14 protein-coding genes and 3 pseudogenes are annotated in these 18,579 nt (G+C 63.3%); 9 read left to right on the top strand and 8 right to left on the bottom strand.

Features of this window, described 5'->3' with window-relative positions; genetic code table 11:
* Positions 1-4: 4 nt before the first annotated feature.
* Positions 5-703: a pirin family protein gene (locus tag NW75_RS04170; protein ID WP_033963954.1), complete on the bottom strand. Its 699-nt coding sequence runs from the start codon at positions 701-703 to the stop codon at positions 5-7.
* 130 nt (positions 704-833) lie between these two features.
* Here NW75_RS04170 and NW75_RS04175 point away from each other — a divergent pair, with 130 nt between their 5' ends.
* The 3 genes from NW75_RS04175 to NW75_RS04185 all read left to right on the top strand — a co-directional run bounded on the left by NW75_RS04175 (position 834) and on the right by NW75_RS04185 (position 3,423).
* Entirely contained in the window at positions 834-1,745 is a 912-nt protein-coding gene (locus tag NW75_RS04175) for a LysR family transcriptional regulator (protein WP_033963958.1), read from the top strand.
* A 139-nt stretch (positions 1,746-1,884) separates the two neighbouring features.
* Entirely contained in the window at positions 1,885-2,589 is a 705-nt protein-coding gene (gene ctrA, locus NW75_RS04180; protein ID WP_033963959.1) for a response regulator transcription factor CtrA, read from the top strand.
* Between the two features lie 219 nt (positions 2,590-2,808).
* Positions 2,809-3,423 carry a hypothetical protein gene (locus NW75_RS04185; protein WP_033963960.1) on the top strand — a complete coding sequence of 205 codons (615 nt, stop codon included), beginning with the start codon at positions 2,809-2,811 and terminating at the stop codon, positions 3,421-3,423.
* 452 nt (positions 3,424-3,875) lie between these two features.
* Here NW75_RS04185 and NW75_RS04190 read toward each other — a convergent pair whose 3' ends face one another.
* Positions 3,876-5,537 carry an amidohydrolase gene (locus NW75_RS04190; protein ID WP_033963961.1) on the bottom strand — a complete coding sequence of 554 codons (1,662 nt, stop codon included), beginning with the start codon at positions 5,535-5,537 and terminating at the stop codon, positions 3,876-3,878.
* A gap of 155 nt (positions 5,538-5,692) precedes the next feature.
* Between NW75_RS04190 and NW75_RS04195 the strand changes: the two genes are divergently transcribed.
* Both NW75_RS04195 and NW75_RS04200 read left to right on the top strand, forming a co-directional pair.
* Positions 5,693-6,931 (top strand): threonine ammonia-lyase, encoded by a 1,239-nt coding sequence (locus NW75_RS04195; protein WP_033963962.1) that lies wholly within the window; start codon positions 5,693-5,695, stop codon positions 6,929-6,931.
* Positions 6,932-7,149: 218 nt separating this feature from the next.
* A complete protein-coding gene (locus NW75_RS04200) occupies positions 7,150-7,950 on the top strand; it encodes an arginyltransferase (protein ID WP_033963963.1) in 801 nt (266 codons plus the stop codon).
* 23 nt (positions 7,951-7,973) lie between these two features.
* Here the strand turns inward: NW75_RS04200 and NW75_RS04205 are convergent, their stop codons facing one another.
* Genes NW75_RS04205 through NW75_RS04215 form a run of 3 tightly spaced genes read right to left on the bottom strand, consistent with a single transcriptional unit; the run spans position 7,974 to position 11,249 of the window.
* Entirely contained in the window at positions 7,974-8,780 is an 807-nt protein-coding gene (locus NW75_RS04205) for a transglutaminase family protein (RefSeq protein WP_033963964.1), read from the bottom strand.
* Entirely contained in the window at positions 8,780-9,730 is a 951-nt protein-coding gene (locus NW75_RS04210; RefSeq protein WP_033963965.1) for an alpha-E domain-containing protein, read from the bottom strand. The genes NW75_RS04205 and NW75_RS04210 overlap by 1 nt, the downstream gene beginning before the upstream one ends.
* Before the next feature lie 40 nt (positions 9,731-9,770).
* The gene (locus NW75_RS04215; protein WP_033963966.1) at positions 9,771-11,249 is read right to left on the bottom strand and encodes a circularly permuted type 2 ATP-grasp protein; all 1,479 of its coding nucleotides are present in this window, start codon (positions 11,247-11,249) and stop codon (positions 9,771-9,773) included.
* A gap of 178 nt (positions 11,250-11,427) precedes the next feature.
* Here NW75_RS04215 and NW75_RS04220 point away from each other — a divergent pair, with 178 nt between their 5' ends.
* On the top strand, positions 11,428-11,940 hold the full coding sequence (locus NW75_RS04220) for a hypothetical protein (protein WP_137902942.1): 513 nt from the start codon (positions 11,428-11,430) through the stop codon (positions 11,938-11,940).
* On the opposite strand, the gene NW75_RS04225 is transcribed toward NW75_RS04220, so the two are convergent.
* Both NW75_RS04225 and NW75_RS04230 read right to left on the bottom strand, forming a co-directional pair.
* Positions 11,917-12,213 (bottom strand): hypothetical protein, encoded by a 297-nt coding sequence (locus NW75_RS04225; protein WP_033963969.1) that lies wholly within the window; start codon positions 12,211-12,213, stop codon positions 11,917-11,919. The genes NW75_RS04220 and NW75_RS04225 overlap by 24 nt on opposite strands.
* A 201-nt stretch (positions 12,214-12,414) precedes the next feature.
* Positions 12,415-14,481 carry a protein-disulfide reductase DsbD family protein gene (locus NW75_RS04230; RefSeq protein ID WP_033963980.1) on the bottom strand — a complete coding sequence of 689 codons (2,067 nt, stop codon included), beginning with the start codon at positions 14,479-14,481 and terminating at the stop codon, positions 12,415-12,417.
* Positions 14,482-14,557: 76 nt separating this feature from the next.
* Here NW75_RS04230 and NW75_RS04235 point away from each other — a divergent pair.
* A pseudogene (locus NW75_RS04235) lies at positions 14,558-16,206 on the top strand (alkaline phosphatase family protein).
* Between the two features lie 116 nt (positions 16,207-16,322).
* Positions 16,323-17,189 (top strand): phytanoyl-CoA dioxygenase family protein, encoded by an 867-nt coding sequence (locus tag NW75_RS04240; RefSeq protein WP_231564939.1) that lies wholly within the window; start codon positions 16,323-16,325, stop codon positions 17,187-17,189.
* Here NW75_RS04240 and NW75_RS04245 read toward each other — a convergent pair.
* Positions 17,186-18,117: pseudogene (locus NW75_RS04245) on the bottom strand (right-handed parallel beta-helix repeat-containing protein). The gene NW75_RS04240 and the pseudogene NW75_RS04245 overlap by 4 nt on opposite strands.
* A gap of 139 nt (positions 18,118-18,256) precedes the next feature.
* On the opposite strand from NW75_RS04245, the pseudogene NW75_RS04250 reads away from it, so the two are divergent.
* Positions 18,257-18,579 (top strand): annotated as a pseudogene (locus NW75_RS04250) (cytochrome P450); the annotation flags it as partial.

Consider the following 18,579-nt stretch of genomic DNA (forward strand, 5'->3'; position numbering starts at 1 on the left):
CGGGTTATTCTGAATCGACGAGCACCAGTTCGGCATCTTCCAGCGCGGTGATCGTCACGGTCTGGCCGCCATCCATCGCGGCACCGTCGCGCGCCTTGAACGTTTCGCCATTGATCTCGATCGATCCGGTCGCGGGCACCAGATAAGCGTGGCGTCCGGGCAGGACGTCATGCGTGATGCTCTCGCCCGCCCGCACCATCGCGGCGAGCACCCGCGCATCGGCGCGGATCGGCAGAGCTTCGGTATCTTCCGCGAAGCCGCTGGCGAGCGTCACGAACTTGCCCGAACGATCGTCCTTGGGAAACGGCTTGGCACCCCAACTGGGCGATCCACCGGTCCGCGTCGGCTCGATCCAGATCTGGAACAGCGTCGTCGGCTCCTGCTCCAGATTGTATTCGGCGTGGCGCACGCCGGTGCCGGCACTCATCACCTGCACATCCCCTGCGCCGGTGCGGCCCTGATTTCCCATCGAATCCTGATGGGTGATCGCACCCTTACGGACATAGGTGATGATTTCCATGTCGCGGTGGGGATGCGGCGGAAAGCCGCTATTGGCGGCGATCTCGTCATCATTCCATACCCGGATCGCGCCCCATCCCATCCGGGCGGGCTCATAATAATCGGCAAAGGAAAAATGATGACGGGCATTGAGCCAGCCATGGTCGGCATGGCCCAGGCTCTCGAACGAGCGTTTCTCGATCACGGTGTTTCTCCAGCGGAGGAATTCTGTTGCCGCCAAGATAGAGCTTTGGATCACACGGTAAATGGAAACGCTGGAAACCTATCGTTTCCCCATCTACAAATGAGGAGACGTTTCTATCGAGGATTTTTCCATGCGCTTGCCCGATCTTGAAGCTTGGGCGATCTTCGCCAGCGTGGTCGAGCATCGCTCCTTCAGCGGCGCGGCGGATGCGATCGGCGTTTCAAAAGCGACGGTTTCGAAAGCGGTGACGCGGCTCGAAACGCATCTGGGACAGTCGCTGTTCCACCGTACCTCGCGCCGCCTCTCGCTTACGGAGAATGGCAAGGCCTTGGCAGAACATGCGGCGCGCATTCTGGCCGAAGCCAATGCCGCCGAAGAGGCTGCCCATGCCGCGGCAACTGCACCAACCGGCCTGGTGCGCGTCGCCGCGCCGATGTCGCTCGGGCTGATCGCCATCGCGCCGGTCATCGCAGATTTTCTCGCGCTGCATCCAGGCATCACGATCGACCTCCACCTGTCCGATGCGCGCGTCGATATCGTCGCAGAAGGGTTCGACATCGCATTGCGCATCGCCTCGCTGCCCGACAGTTCGCTGCGCGCGCGCAAGCTCGCCGACATCCGCATCAACCTTGTGGCGGCACCCGAATATCTCGCGCGGCACGGCCGACCGACCCATCCGGGCCAACTCGGCGAACATCGCTGTTTCGCCTACACCAACATTACCGCGCCGTGGCGATTCGTCGGGCCGGATGGGACGGAGGTCTCGGTGCGTCTGCAGGGCCCGCTCGCGACCAATAGCGGCGAGGCGATGCTGCCGGCGCTCCGCCGAGGCCTGGGCATCGCGATGCTGCCGGACTTTATTGTCGGCGACGACTTGGCCACCGGTCGGCTCGAAACCATCCTCGAGGATTGGACTCCCTATGGGGGAGCCTTGCACTTGATGACCCCGCCCGGCACGCTGCGGCCAGCGCGGGTGGAGGTGCTGATCGCCTATCTGAGCGAGCACCTGAAAACGCTTTGTTCCGTAAAAATCCCTAAGTGAATGCCCGCGACTCGTGGATTCAGGCCGCTTAATGTGAAATTAACCTTTTGCCTTCATCACTGATGAGGTTAATGGAGTGTGAGGCAAGTCGGACCGCAGGGGGCCCGGAACGCCTGACGAGAAACGGGGGAACGCCCAGATGCGCGTATTGCTGATCGAGGACGAGCCGACGACCGCCTTGGCGATCGAGCTCATGCTGACCACCGAAGGTTTCAATGTCTACAAGACGGATCTGGGCGAAGAAGGCCTCGATCTCGGCAAGCTGTATGATTACGATATCATCCTGCTCGACCTCAATTTGCCGGACATGCACGGCTATGACGTGCTCAAGCGGTTGCGGGTTGCCCGGGTGCAGACGCCGGTGCTGATCCTGTCGGGCATCAACGAAATGGACTCGAAGGTTCGCAGCTTCGGCTTCGGTGCCGACGATTACGTCACCAAGCCCTTCCACCGCGAAGAACTGACCGCGCGCATCCACGCCGTGGTCCGCCGCTCAAAGGGCCACAGCCAGTCGGTCATCCGCACCGGCAAGCTGGCGGTCAACCTGGATGCCAAGACGGTCGAAGTCGATGGTGCCCGCGTGCATCTGACCGGCAAGGAATATGCGATGCTCGAGCTGCTCAGCTTGCGCAAGGGCACCACGCTGACCAAGGAAATGTTCCTGAACCACCTGTATGGCGGCATGGACGAGCCCGAACTCAAGATCATCGACGTGTTCATCTGCAAGCTGCGCAAGAAGCTGTCGATGGCCTGCGAAGGCGAGAATTATATCGAGACGGTGTGGGGCCGCGGCTATGTGCTGCGCGAACCCGACGAGATGATGGCCTCCGCCGAAGTCGCCTGATCGCGTCACTCCGTCAAACCGAACAGCTTTCCGCTCCGGCGGATCCGGGCCGCGCCATCTGGGGGGGATGTCGCGGCCTTTCTTTGTCCCGCGTCGCCCAGTTGCGGTCATTCCCAGACCGATATTACGATGACGAGGATTTGGCCGACAGGCAACTTCTGTCACGCGGGGACGAAAGCTGCTATCGATAGTTAGCTGAAGCGCTGAAAGGCACTCGCCATGGACGATGCGGAAAAAACAAACGGCCACGTAATTGATCGCGACAAGCTTCACGGTGACTTCCCGACGCAATTTCAGGAGCCCGCTTTCTGGGAGGAACTCGGCCGCACGGTCGCTGCCTTTGGATTCATCGAGGGAGAGTTGGCGAAGGCCATTTACGCGCTCACCGGCGTGAAAGAGTTTGATCCCAAGGGCGATCCGGAAGCCTTTAACGCGTGGATCAAGACACTGGAAAAGGCCCTCACGGACCAGCTAGGCGCTCTCATCATGACCTACGACAAAGCGCTGACTGAAAATCCCCGAACCAAGGAACACGACTTCAGCAGACTGATCGCCGAGCTCAAGGAGGCCAAAGAGATTAGAAATGCGCTGTGCCACGGTTCGTGGGGCAAACCCGACGATCAGGGGCGCACGGTGCCCAAGTTCGTGAGGCGCGGCCTCCAGATTTTCGAAACGCCGGTTGACGTCGCCTTCTTCAAACAAACCCGCGCCGCGCTAAGGGAAATCATCTGCGACATTCTCGATAGCGTGACAATGGTTGGCTACAAATTTCCGGGTTCCGACAGCCCCGGCGAGCAACTCTGGCCCGACCCAGCGACCCTTACGGTCGTTTAGCGGCCAAAAAACGCGCGTCGATTTTGAGTGACCGCTTTCCACCAACCCAACCCTAGCCTGTCCTACATCCCCGCATTGTGCCACGCTCGCTGCATGCCAGGCACCGTCCGTTGCCCACGCCACAGCGCCGCCGTACCTGTCGCCCCCTTGGGCGGGGCGCAAAAGAGCGGGGACGTAGCGTGGACTTTGTGGACTTCCGCACCCGACTCGCCTGCGGCCGATCCTGTTCGGCGCGATGCTGGCACGCGGGAAGCAGTGTGCACGCTCGCCCTGGCCAGTCGGCTTCGTACACTACGCCCCACCCGTCACCCCGGCCTTGTGCCGGGGTCCACCGGTGTCCGCTACGATCGCCAGCGAGAGCGCGGCGCGGTGGATGCGGGGACAGGCCCGGCATGACGGTGGCGGTGACGGTGACGGTGGCGGGGACGGCGCGACAGGCGGGTCGCGTTGCGCTACGGGCGCACCCACATCTTCACACCGCCGACCCAGGTCTGCTCAACCTTGGTCGCGCGCAGTTCGGTCGGCGAGGCGAGCAGCGGGTCCCGATCGACGATGATGAAATCGGCGCGCTGCCCGACGCCCAGCCGCCCGAATTTGTCCTCGGCAAAACCGGCATAGGCCGCCGCGCCCGTAAACGCCCACCACGCCTGCTCGCGCGTCACGCGCTCTTCGGGCCGCCAGCCACCAAAAGGCTGACCATCGGCGTCCTGGCGGGTGAAGGCTGCAGCCCAGCCCGCAAACGGATCGGGCTTTTCGACCGGATAATCCGACCCGAACGCCAGCGTCGCGCCATTTTTGAGCATCGAGCCCCAGGCATAGGCACCGCTCAACCGATCCGGCCCAAGCCGCGCCTCCGCCATAGTGCGATCACTGGTCTGGTGCGTCGGCTGCATCGAGGCGACGATGCCGTTCTTGCCGAAGCGCGGCAGATCGGCTGGGTCGACGATTTGCGCATGTTCGATCCGCCAGCGCCGATCGCCCTTATAGGTGTCGACCATGTCGTCGATCGCATCGAGCACTTCGGCATTGGCGCGATCACCAATGGCGTGGACCGCGACCTGATAATGGTCGAGCGCGGCGCGACTCATGTAATTGCGCAGCACGTCGTCCGAGAGGAAGCCAGCGCCCGATTGCCCGGGGGCGTCGCTATACGGCTTTTTCAGCCATGCCCCACGCGACCCGAGCGCGCCATCGGCATAGAGCTTCACGCCGCCCATGCGCAGCTTGTCGCCATAGAGCCACGGCGTCGGCCCTGCCCCGCCGATACGGATGGCGGTGTCCACGCCCATGGCGTAGCTCATGATGCGCACGCGCAAATTGCCGGCATCGCCCACACGACGATAGGCAAGCCAGTCGTCCATGCCGGTCCCCATATCGGCGGTCGCGGTGATGCCATAGCTCAGCAAAATGTCCTGCGCCTTCAGGAAAGCGAAATCGCGATCCTTGGGCAGTGGCTGCGGCACGACCTTTTCGACCAGCGCCTGCGCCGCATCGACGAACACGCCATTGGGCTGCAGGCCGGTCTTTTCGATGCGGCCGCCGGGGGGCGATACCGATTTGGCGGAAATGCCGGCCGTCTTCAGCGCCGCGCTATTGCCCCAACTGGCATGACCATCGGCGCGCGACAACCATACCGGGCGATCGCTGACCACGGCATCCAGATCGGCCGCAGTCGGGAAGCGACCAAGACCCCACACTTCCTGGTTCCAGCCACCGCCAATGATCCACTTTTTGTCGGGATTGGCCGCCGCATAGGCCGCAATCCGCGCCTTTGCCTCGTCCAGCGACTTGGCCGCCGACAGATCCAGCTCGAGCGCGCGAAAACCCAGCTCCATCACATGGCCGTGCGCGTCGATGAAACCGGGCAGCAGGACTTTGCCATGTTCGTCGGCGCGCCAGTCCAGCTTGACCGGGCGCTTCTCATTATCGGCGAGCAGCTTCACCACCTTGCCATCGGGCGAAATCAAAACGCCGGTGAAGCGCACCACTTTGCCATTTTGGTCGAGCGTGATGCCGTTGACATTGTCCACCAACGCATCGGCAAACGCCGAGGTCGGCAGCGAAAGTGCCGCGAGAAGAAGCGCTGCACGGCGAGCGAAGGATGGGCTTTGCATGGGTAAGGCGATAAGCAATGTTCCTTCGCCGCGCCAGATGGTCTAGGCGCGCTGCCAGCTCCGTTGGTGTCGCGCATAGTGCGGCGCTGTCATTCGCGTGACGCGGAGCAAAGCAGATCAGCCCTTGGACACGTCCGGGGATAACGGAAGACAGAATGGCCACGCACACCCGCCCCGCGCCCGAAACCCTCCCCGTCACACTGCCCGATGTTCAGGCGGCTCACGCGCGCATTGCCGACCAGATCGTGCGAACCCCGACCTTCATCAGCAAGACGCTGTCGGAGCTGACCGGCGCAACGGTGTATCTGAAGTTCGAGAACCTCCAGTTTACCGCCGCCTATAAGGAGCGCGGCGCACTCAACACGCTGTTGCAACTGCCGGCGGGAACCAGCGGCGTCATCGCCGCGTCGGCTGGCAACCACGCGCAGGGCCTGGCTTATCATGCCAACCGGCTCGGTATCCCCGCGACGATCGTGATGCCGACCAACACGCCGACGGTGAAGGTGACGCAGACCGAAGGCCACGGTGCGACCGTCGTGCTATTTGGCGACACCTTCGATGCCGCTTATGCCCATGCCCGTGAGTTGGAGGTGGAGCGCGGACTGACCTTCGTCCACCCCTTCGACGATGCGCGCGTTATCGCAGGCCAAGGCACCGTCGCGATCGAAATGCTGCAGGACGTGCCCAGCATCGATACCTTCCTTACGCCAATCGGCGGTGGCGGGCTGATTTCGGGCATGGCGGTGGTCGCGGCTGCGGCCGACCATCCCATCGAAGTCATCGGGGTCGAAGCGGAATTGTTCCCCTCCATGTATAATCGCATCAACGGCACCGACATGCCGTGCGCCGGCGACACGCTCGCCGAAGGCATTGCCGTCAAGGAACCGGGCGCGATCACGTCGAACATGGTCCGCGCTTTGGTCGATGACATCGTATTGGTCAGCGAACGCAGCCTGGAGCAAGCGGTCAGCCTGCTGCTGCAAATCGAAAAGACCGTGGTCGAGGGTGCCGGAGCCGCAGGCCTTGCCGCCTTGCTGCAGCACCCCGAACGTTTCGCGGGCAAGACTGTCGGCGTCGTCCTGTGCGGCGGCAATATCGACACGCGTTTGCTGGCCAACGTCCTGCTCCGCGACCTAGCGCGGTCGGGGCGACTGGCGCGACTGCGCATCCGCTTGCAGGACCAGCCCGGCGCACTGTTCAACGTCGCGCGGATTTTCGATGCCGAGCGCGTCAATATCATCGAAATCTATCACCAGCGCGTGTTCACCACCCTGCCGGCCAAGGGGTTGATCACCGATGTGGAATGCGAAACCCGCGACCGTGCGCATCTCGATCGGTTGATCGCCGCGCTCCGCGTCGGCGGCTATGAAGTGAGCACCGTCGAACTGGCGTGACGAGTGGAATCGGGCGTGCGACCAACCGCACGCCCCGGCCTTCCGCAATGGACCTCAACACTGCATTATAGGTGGATCGCGCACGGTCCGTCGTTTTCGGCGTCGCGTTAACCACCATTGTTGGTAAAGCCGCTTTTCATCACGTTCCATCCGATTCATAACGGGGCCACGAGCCGCCACAGCGACGGCGCGCTCCCTGGTTCAAGGAACGATACGCGGTGACAGCGCCATTTCGCTTTCCAAGGTTTTTCGTCACCAGCCCTTCGCCGTGCCCGTATTTGCCCGACCGGCAGGAACGGAAGGTCTTTACGGAGCTTCGTGGGGAACAAGCTGGCGACTTGAACGATGCGCTGAGCCGCATCGGTTTCCGCCGCAGTCAATCGGTTGCCTATCGACCGAGCTGCGCGGGCTGTTCCGCCTGCGTATCGGTTCGGGTGGTGGCCGCCGGTTTTGCCCCCAACGCCACCCAGCGCAAGCACCTGCGCCGGAACGCCGATCTGGAAGTCGCCGCCTGCCGCCCATGGGCAACCGACGAACAGTATCAGTTGCTCCGACGTTATCTCGCCGCCCGGCATCCTGGCGGCGGCATGGCGGATATGGACGAGGGCGATTATGCCGACATGGTCGAGCATTCGCCCGTTAACAGTTTCATCGTCGAATATCGCGAGCCATCGATACATGGTGAACGCGGCAAGCTGATCGGTGCGTGCCTGACCGACCAGCAGGCCGACGGGCTTTCGATGATCTACAGCTTCTTCGATCCCGAGCATGCCGAGCGCCCGGGACTCGGCACCATCATCATCATGGACCACATCCTGCGCGCACGCGCGGCGGGCTTGCCCTATGTCTACCTTGGCTATTGGGTTAAGGGGTCGCAGCGCATGGCGTACAAGGTCCGCTATCAGCCGATCGAAGCGCTCGGCCCGAGTGGTTGGTCCCTGTTGGTCGACGAAGAGGCGACTTACCGGCCACCGGCCGAACGCCATGCAGTCTCGGATCACCTCGCCAGCGCCCGCTGATCCTGGCGGTCGCTGACGCTATCCTATTGGCCGCTGCGATCGACGTGGAGATCGACGTCCAGCATCTCCTCACCTTCGCCAAGCCGAGACCCGGCCACCGGGGCGGCTCCGGCCGAATCGAGCGCTACTGCCACTCGGGCATAGGCTTCGTCCGCGCTGAGGCCGGTACATGGGTCAAACGCGACCCAGCCCAATCCCGCCACATGCGCCTCCGCCCAGCCGTGGGGAGCCGGACGCCCGGCTCCAACCACACAAGCCGGGCTATACCCTGAGACATAGCGGGCCGGGACGTCGAGCGTGCGCGCCGCCGTGATGAAGACCTGCGCCATATCGCGAGCACTGGCCTCCCCTTGCGAAAAGGCTGCAATCGCACTCCGCCCGGCCACCGCGCGCCCGCGATCGAGCGCGAAGCGGCGATGGACGGCAAGGTTCAACGCATGAAGCCGGGCAACCGGATCTGGCTCCCGAATTGCTCGCGCGAAGGCGACAATCTCTGCATCAGGCGTCGTCAGGGGCGTGGTCCGGAGAAACACTGCGGGCGGTAACGGCTCATGCGCGCCATGGACGACCCCGTTGGAGGGGTTGGTCAGCACTTCGCCGGACACTGCAATTTCGATGCTTTCGATCGGCCCTTCGACATAGAGCATCGTCGTGCGATTGCCGAAGCCGTCGCGGCCGTGCCGCAGGCGGGCATCGCAATCGACATGCAGGTTCCAGCTCGCGACGGATTGGTCATGCGTGCCATCGGGAATCAGGCGGAGCAACTGCGTCAAGCGCGCCTGCGGGCTGGAAAAGCGATAGGTCGTGCGATGATCGACCGACAGCCGCATCAGGTGAACTTGAACTGGCGGCCGACCGCCATGTGCAATTGGTCGTTTTCGGCAATGAAGCCTTGCAGAAACTGGTGCAGCCCCTGCGCGATCACGTCGCCCGAGCGCAGCCGTTGCAGGCGCTGCTGCCGCGCCCGTGCCATGCGGTCGGCCTCGCCGTGGAGCCCGGTGCGCTTGGCAAGCAGATTGAGGATCTCGACCGCTTCCTCGACCGACGCGGCGAGACTGCGGGGGAGTTCGGGCCGGGCGATCAACAAATCGATGACGTTCGCCGGTCGCAGGCCTTCGGAATAGAGCCAGCGATACGCCGTGACAGCCGACACCGTCTGCAGGATGGTTGTCCATTGGTCGCGATCAACCACGCCACCGACGCGTTCGCCCTCGGGCAGCAGGATGTGATATTTCACATCGAGCAGGCGGGCGGTATTGTCCGCGCGCTCAATTGCCTGACCAAGGCGGATGAACCACGTCGTCTGGTTGCGCAACATACGATGGACCGCGCCTTCGAAGCCGCGCGTTTCCGCCTTGATCGCCTCGACGAGGTTGAGCGTCGCCATCGCCCCGCCCTGCCCCTGCGCACCCGGACTGGTGCGGTGGTCGAAAATCAACCAGGCACGGTTGATCCCGGTCCAGGCTTCCTTGGTGAGGGCGGTGCGGACCGCGCGTGCATTGTTGCGGGCCATGTCGATCGATCGGACCATCGACCCCGGGTGGCTGGAATCGAGCGTAAGAAACCGCGCGACATGCGCTTGGGTAATCGACCGCCCGGTTTCGGCAAAGGCGGCGTCCGTTTCGGTCACTGCCAGCGCCGACGCCCAGGCCGCCTCCCCCGCCGGACGCGGAGACAGGACGTCCAGGCGGACCGTCGCCTCCACCAGACGCGCGATGAAATCGGTCCGCTCGACATAGCGACCCAGCCAATAAAGCGATGAGGCGGTACGGCTCAGCATCGGCCACCCGCCTTCGCCGACGTGCGCGTCCGCGCCGGGCTCACGCGGCCTGCCCCTGCGATTGGGTCAGGAACTCGGCAGGCTGCACGCCGTCATCCATCAATACGAAGCTGTCTTTCGTGCCCCCGCCCTGCGAGGAATTGACCACTAACGATCCTTCCTTCAGCGCAACCCGGGTCAGGCCGCCAGGCACCACTTGAACGCCCTTCGATCCGGTCAACACGAATGGCCGGAAATCGACATGGCGCGGCGCAAGGCCGATTTCCGTCATCGTCGGCACCGTCGACAGCGCCAGCGTTGGCTGCGCGATATAGCGGTGCGGCTCTGCCATCAGGGCGGCACGAAACGCCTCGATCTCGGCCTTGGTGGCCGTCGGCCCGACGAGCATACCGTAGCCTCCCGAACCATCGACCAGTTTCACCACCACATCCGCCAGATTATCGAGCACGTATCGAAGCGCCTGCGGCTCGCGGCACCGCCAGGTTTCGACATTGGGGAGTTTCGGATCCGCTCCCGAATAGAATTTCACGATCTCGGGCATGTAGGAATAGATCGCCTTATCATCGGCAATGCCATTGCCCGGCGCGTTCAAGATCGCGACATTGCCCGCCGCATAAGCCGCGATCAGCCCCGGCACCCCCAGCATCGAATCCGGCCGAAACACCAACGGATCGAGATAGTCATCGTCAATGCGACGATAGATGACATCTACTTTCACGCGCCCCGCGATCGTGCGCATCCAGACGATATCGTCATCGACCACGAGATCGGCCGCCTCGACCAGTTCAACCCCCATCGAGTCCGCCAGGAAGCTGTGTTCGTAATAGGCCGAATTATAATGTCCCGGCGTCAACACCACGCACACCGGCGCGGCGACGCCCTGCGGCGCGACCGATTTCATCGTCTCGAGGAGGCGATCGGGATAGGAATCTACGGCGGCGACGCGAAAATCGCGAAACAATTCGGGACACAGTCGCAGCATCGCCTCGCGATTTTCCAGCATGTAGCTGACGCCCGAGGGCGTGCGCGCATTGTCCTCCAGCACGAAGAAATCGTCGGGCCCGGTTCGCACCAGATCGATCCCGCAAATATGCGCCCATACGTCGTGCGGTGGTCGGATACCGGCAATTTCGGGCCGGAACTGCGGATTGCCGAAGATCAAATCCGGCGGCAGCACGCCTTCGGCCAGGATCCGACGCTCACCGTAAATGTCGTGCAGGAATGCGTTGATCGCCTCAACGCGCTGCACCAACCCATCCGAAAGCCGCGCCCATTCGCTGGCGAGGAAGATTCGCGGCACGATGTCGAACGGGATGATGCGTTCGCTTGCATCGCTATCCCCATAGACCGCAAAAGTGATGCCGAGTTGTCGAAAGGTTGCTTCGGCCGACTGTTGCCGCCTGCGCAATTCCGCATCGGGCGTGCTCTCGATCCAGTTCCCAAGCGCGGCCAATTCTGCGCGGGGCGTGGCCGACCCAGCCTGCCCCATGATTTCATCAAACGCTGACCGCATCCCCATCTAACGGTAAAGCCCCCAAAACGCCGCGGGTTCCATGCTGCGACGGATTGCTGCGCCGCACAAGGGGGCAAAGCGTCAGCAATACCGATTGGTTTCTGACAGCGAAGCGTTCGTTCAAATTGAGTAGAACGACTCTGATGCCAAATCCCGTTTTTCGTGTTACTCGCTTACCAACGACATGGACGAGGGAAAGCCCGTCTTCGGGATTAGCGATACCGTGCCAAAATTCATGTTGCTTCATGAACACTGCGGAACACGTGATCCGTGCAATATTTTGGAAGATCCCCCCATTAAAACTATGCGCGCTTCCCACGAACGGAGACTTGATGACATCGTATTCATGGCGGTGTCGTTACTTGACTGCAGCTTGGCGATGATCACCGACGCCAGCGAAAACAAGCGCGTACTCGCATGTGCCGTGCGGGGCGACGGCGAGAATTCATTTGCGATCAATGACGCGCCGCAGCGGTGGCTCGACCCGGTAGACGCCGAGCGGGTCGGCCTTCTCTTTTATTGCGGCTTCCCGCTCCGGACCGCGGCGGGCGACAATATCGGCCACCTTGGCGTATACGATGTCGAACACCGCAAGGTTGGGCAGATGGAGCTCGACATGATGCTGCGGCTTTCGCGTATTGCCGCTGCACTTTTGGAAAGCGTCGGCGGTGCGTTAACAGCTGACCTTGTCGATTAGACCCAACAGGTGCTGGCCCCGCCGCGTGATCAATGCACCGATCACCCGCGGCTCTGGATCGGCACCAAGTACCATGGCATCGTAAGAAATAAATCCGTGGTCGTTCAGATATTGAACGGTATGCACGAAGTCGCGATCCGTAACGCCTCCTGACGCAAGAGGAAGTGCGCCCGGCAGCAGCATCGCAGAATTCGGCCAACGGTCGGTCAGCGCACTCAGCACCTCGCGCGCAAGGGGGGCAGCATCATGGATCGATGTCAGGCCTTCGGTCATACCACGAACCTAAGCCCCGTTCGCCCGCATTAACGAACGTTAAGGTTGGGTGAAAATGCGCGGGAAAGGTTAAAAAAGAGTTAACTGAGCACGACACCTGCAACCCCACATCCACAAAACAATAAATACGATATAGTAATGCAAATCATCGTGCTGGATGATAGGCAAAAAACGACCATGGTCGCCGTACTTTATATCGCACTATTTCGTCGGTAGACTGGCAAGCAGAGCAGAGGATAAAACTTGCGGCAGCACCTGTGGCTGGCCCGTTCCAGGACCATAATAAAGATATAGCGGCACGCCCGCCCGGTTATGCGCTTCGATAAAGCGCCCCATCACCGGATCACCGTTGGTCCAATCTCCAATGAGCACCGCAACATTGTGCGCAGCGAAAGCGGCACGGGTAGTGTCGGTTTCAATTGCCGCTTTTTCATTGACCTTGCACGTGAGGCACCAGTCAGCGGTGAAGTAAACGAAAACAGGCCGCCCGGCCTTGCGCAAGCTCTCCAGCCGGGCCTCGCTAAACGGCTCCGCACCCCCCGGCTGCGCCGCAGCGGTGTCGGCCCGGTCCGGATGGCGTCCGTTGACAGACCAGGCACCCACGATAGCGACGCCGAGCAGGAGCAGTGTCATCACGACACCAAAGCCCAGCCCCGCGCGCTGCCGTTGCCCCGCCACCCACAACACGATCGCGAGAGCGAGCGTCAACACGAGTCCCAGAGCAAGGGCATCGACCCCGGCCTCTTTGCCCAATACCCAAGCCAGTGCGATGGCGGTGAGCCACATCGGCACCGACAGGATGCGCCGGAAGGTCTCCATCCACATCCCCGGCTTGGGCAAGCGCTTGCGCAGCGCAGGCACGAAACCGAGCGCGAGAAACGGCAAGGCCAGCCCGAGCCCAAGCCCGGCGAACACCGCCAAAGCGGCCGGCCATGGCAGAACCAGCGCCGCGCCCAATGCTGCGCCCATAAAGGGTCCGGTACAGGGCGTCGCAATGAAGGCAGCCAGCGCGCCAGTGGCGAAGGCACCGCCTGCCCCACCGCTGCGGTTGACGAACGCTGGGGTGGGAATTTCGAACAAACCGCCCAAGTTGAGCGACAACGCCACGGTCAGCAGCAGGAGCAGCACGATCGCGCGCGGATCCTGCAACTGGAACGCCCAGCCCACCGCTGTACCGCCTGCGCGCAAGGCCAGAATCGCCGCGCCCAAACCAACGCAGACTGCAACCACGCCGCCGGTATAGGCCAAGGCTTCATGCCGTGCCGCGCGCTCGTCGAGATGACCCCGCGCCAGGCTCAGCGCCTTGAGGCTCAGGATCGGAAAGACGCACGGCATGATGTTGAGGATCAAGCCGCCCAACATTGCCCCGGCAAAGGCAATCGCCGTCGCCAGCCACACATTGTCCCTCGACGCGGACGCCATCGAGGCAACCGATGCAACGTTGCCCGCCGCTGCCGTGACCAAGAGCCCCTGTTGCGCACCGATCTGCAACACGCCCTTTAGCGACGCTGCGCCCGCGCCAGCGGCCGCCTTGGTTTCCACCACCAGCCGGTCGCCATCCCGCACCACGCTCTGCGGCTTGGCATAGTCAATCATCCCGGGCGTAATCGGGTAAAAATAGGCGTCCTTCGCTACCGCCGCTCCCGCCGGATACGGGATCGCGATGCGAATGGTGCCCCCGGCAATCTGAAAAACACTTTTCGCATCGAGCGGCCGCGGGACGGCGCGGTGCCACGCATCGAACTGCGCCTGCGCTTGCGCGGAGATCACCCCGTCGCCAACGGTTAGTGCAATCGCCAAATCCGCCGTCTCGGGGACGCATACCGTCGCCGAGCACACCAGATAATTGACATGCAGCTTCACCGGCAGGGCCGTCCCCTGCGCCAGTCCTGCAGGCACGCTGAGCGTGACCAGCGGGGCATAGGGTTTGTCGAACACGTAGTTCATCAAATCGGCCACCACGAGCCGTCCGGGCACGGGATAGCTCGGGTCGCTGACGGTCACGCCCTTGGGCAAGGACCAGTCCAATTTGGCAGGGAAGCCCGCGTCGCCGGGATTTTCCCAATAGCCGTGCCAGCCTGGTTGCGGGACCGTGGCCAAAGCGAGCGTCACGTTGGACCCGGCGGCCGGATGCTCGGTCTCAGCCACCAGCGTCATCGTGAGATGCCGCCCCCCCAAGCCCGCATCGGGGGCTGCGGGCTCGGCTTGCGCCGCGCTCAACCCCAACACCGCCACCACCGTCACCATCGCGTAATGAAACCAGCGCATCGACCATCCTTGTAGCTCGCGCGCACCAAGGCCATAGCAGCGCGCGCGGTCAAGCCTGTCGATAGCGGAGATTATCATGAAACGGTTCGTATCAAGTCTTGCCCTGTCGATAGCGCTGCTTAGCGCACCAGTCGCGGCCAAGGACGCACCGCCAGCACCACGGACCGCCAATGCTGCCCCGCCCAAGCTGATCGTCGTGATCTCGGTCGACCAATTTTCCGCCGACCTGTTCGGGGAATATCGCAAATCCTTCACCGGCGCTTCGCCCGGCTGCAGCAGGGTGGCGTGTTCCCGAGCGGGTATCAAAGCCACGCCGCAACCGAAACCTGTCCCGGCCATTCGACGATCCTCACCGGTTTCCGCCCCGAACATACCGGCATCATCGCCAATAACTGGACCGACCTTTCGGTCGCCCGCGCCGACAAGCAAGTGTATTGCGCCGAAGACGAGACGGTGCCCGGTTCGACCTCGGCCAATTATACCGTGTCCGACAAGCATTTGCTCGTCCCCACGCTTGGCGAGCGGATGAAGGCGGCCAATCCTGCGGTGCGTGTCGTGTCGGTCGCGGGCAAGGATCGCGCGGCAGTGATGATGGGCGGCCATACTGTCGATGAGCTGTGGTGGTGGAACGGAAAGGCTTTTGTCAGCTATGCCGGTCGCGCCACTCCCGCAGTTGTCGTCCGCGCCAATGAAGCGACCGCTGCCAATATCGCCCAGCCACAGGCCGCGCTGGAGGTCCCGGAGGTGTGCAAGGCACACGACCGCGCAGTGCCCGTTGGTGCAGGCAAAACCGTAGGGGCGGGGCATTTCGAGCGGGCCGCAGGCAGCGCCGGTGCCTTCCGTGCGTCCCCCGCCTTTGACGGTGCGATCGTCGCGCTCGCAGCGGGCCTGGTGCAGGATATGAAGCTCGGCCAGGGCCCGACCACCGACATCATTGATGTCGGAGCGTCCGCCACCGACTATATCGGCCACACTTATGGCACTGAGGGTGCCGAGATGTGTATCCAGCTCCAGCAGCTTGACGCGACCCTCGGCTCGTTCTTCAGCGTGCTCGATGCGACCGGCGTCGATTACGAAGTCGTGCTGACAGCCGACCACGGCGGCAACGACATCCCCGAACGCGAAATCGACGCCGGACTGCCCAACGCGGCCCGCGCCACCGTCGCGCTCGCGCCCGCCGTCGTTGGCAAGGAAATCGGGGCAAAGCTCGGCATCGCCAAGCCGGTGCTGTTCGGCGATATACCCAATGGCGACGTCTATATCGCCCAGGACATTACCCCCGCCCAGCGCAAAGCCGTGCAGGACGCCGCGATCGCCTATTACAAGGCCAACGCGCAGGTCGCCGAGGTCTTCACGCAAGCGCAGATCCTCGCCACGCCAAGCCCCAAGGGACCGCCCGAAAAATGGACGCTGCTGGAACGTGCCCGGGCATCGTACAAGGTTGGCCGGTCGGGCGAATTGATCGTCTTCCTCAAACCGCGTATCACCCCGATCCCCGATCCGACCAAAGGCTATGTCGCGACCCATGGCAGCCCCTATGATTATGATCGCCGCGTACCGATCCTGTTCTGGCGGAAGGGCATGACCGGTTTCGAACAGCCGACAGGCGTCGAGACGGTCGACATCCTGCCGACGCTCGCGCACCAGATCGGCCTCGCGCTGACGGGCCCGAAAATCGACGGCAAATGCCTCGATCTGGCGGCAGGCGGAGTGCCCTGCCGCTGATGGACAGGAGCGGGGCCGAGCTGGCGACGATCCGCGACCTGGATCGCTATTGGGCGGAGGCAACCTTTCGTGCGCCCAGGAGCCTTTCCCGGATACAAGCGCGGATCTTGCTCGACGTGCTTGGCCTTGGCGTCGAACAGACCTCGGTCTACCTTGGCCGCCAGCCCGATTTCGCGACCTTTCAGGCATGGGTCCTCGCAACCGCGGGGCCGCCCGATGCCGATCGGGTGGAGCGTTATCACGCCTGGCTCGATAACGCTCCGCCGCCCCACGCGACGGCGGAGCGCCTCGCCAGAGTCGAGGCAGCTCCGGATGTGCTGGATGCGGACGACCTTGCGCAGTGGGACGCACTCGGCTTCGTGATCCTGCGCGGCGCGCTGTCCCCGGACCAGGCCAAGGCGTGCGAAGCACTGTTATGGCAGCAAGTCGGGGGAACGCCCGATGATCCGACGAGCTGGTATGCTCCCCGCACGAACGGCATCATGGTGCAATATTTCCAGCATCCCGCCCTCGACGTCGCGCGCACCGCGCCGCGCGTGCATAAGGCCTTCGCCCAACTCTGGGGCACGGCCGATCTGTGGATGACGGTCGACCGGATGAGCTTCAACCCACCCGAGCGCCCCGGCTACACCTTTCCCGGCCCGCATCTGCACTGGGACGTCAGCCTCGCCCAGCCGATCCCGTTCGCGACGCAGGGCATTCTCTATTTGACCGACACGCGCGCCGATCAGGGCGCGCTGCAACTCGTCCCCGGCTTCCATCATCGCTTGGCCGATTGGCTCGATGCGCTGGGCGACGCCGATCCGCGCCAGGTCGATCTTGGCGCGGAAGCGATCACCATCCCCGCCGCCGCGGGCGATTTGGTCATCTGGCGACAGGATTTGCCGCACGGTGCCAGCCCCAATGCGAGCGATCGCCCGCGCATGGCGCACTACGTCAATATGTACGCGCCGACCCTGCAGTCGCACCCGGTCTGGCGTTAGCGCACTTCGTACAGGCGGATCCCCGCCCCCAGCCGGTTCGCCCCCACCGCAAGCTGCTCCCCGCTCATATTGGCGACGAAGGCGGGGTTGGTCGGGGCCTTGGGCGCAAGGCTCGCATCATTGCCCTCGATGCGCAGCCCCGCCGAGGGGTAGGTCTTGGCCTCGGCTGACACCACGATCAGCCCCGAATGGTTTTCCTTATTCGGCCCCTGGACGAAGGTGTTGCGGGTGATCAGTCCGGTCGCGCCCTCGGGCAGGTCGATCATGTAATTGGTCTTGCGGCCCTGCGTATCGTCGAAGCTGTTGTCGGCGATCGTCACCTTGGGCACGCGCAATTTGACGTAATGCCCGCCCGTGCCGCGTTCGAAGCGCGAATTGGTGATCACCACCGATCCGCGATTGGCGAGATAGATGCTGTGCGAACAGCTCGGGCTCTCATCGCATTGGCCGAGCCCGGCAAAGGTGGAATGGTCGATCGAAATCTTCTGCGCGGCCGGCTCCCCGCCGAGAATGCCTTCCTGGCTATCGAGGAACATCGCGTTGCGCACCACCAGATCGCCCATTTCGGTGCGGATGCCCGCGCCATTGCCATCGGCGACACGCATCTTGCGGAACACGATGCCATCGACGGTCGAGCCCTGCCCGCGCAGCACGAACGCGGCCTTGCCCTCGCACGCCGTGCCCTCGAAGATCGCGGTGCCCGGCGTCACCGCCTTGAAGGTGATATGCCCGCCCGCCTGCACGGTGCATTGGTGATAGACCCCCGGCGCGATCAGGATCGTCGCGTCCCCATCCGCACCGATTGCACCGCCTCGTCGATCGTCTGGAAGCCTTGCCCCGTCTCGGCAATGGTAAACGGCGCGCGCGCCTGCTGCGCGGCAGCAGGGGCGGCGATGGCGAGGGCGATGAGCGGAAGAATGCGGCGCATGAGTCAAGGCTCCTTTGCGGGGTGGGATGCCCGCCCGCCCGCCGCAGGGGAAGGTATATTGAGGGTTAACCAGCGCGCGCGGCGCGCTTTTCAAAGATCAGATCGACGCCTATGCAGACCGCGATTCGGGGGAAACAGCATGCTGACCGAGACCACCCAAGCGTTGCCACCACGCTATGTCTCGCCCGCCGGGCCGCCCTCGGCTTATGCGATGCTCACCCGCGCGCTGTCCGATCCGGCCTCGGTCATCTCCGACGCAATCTATTCCGACTGGTCGCTGAAACTACCGGGGCCGCGCTCGCCCGTCGTGGTGTCGCACCCGGATGCGGTGCGGCAGGTGTTGCTCGACAAGGACGGCGCATTCGGGCGCAATCGACAGTTGCGTCTGCTGATGCGCCGCGCCTGGGGAAAGGGTCTCGCCGCCGCCGAGGGTGAATCCTGGGCGCGCCAGCGCCAGGCCGC

The sequence above is a fragment of the Sphingomonas sp. Ant H11 genome, assembly GCF_000797515.1.
Lineage (GTDB): Bacteria > Pseudomonadota > Alphaproteobacteria > Sphingomonadales > Sphingomonadaceae > Sphingomonas.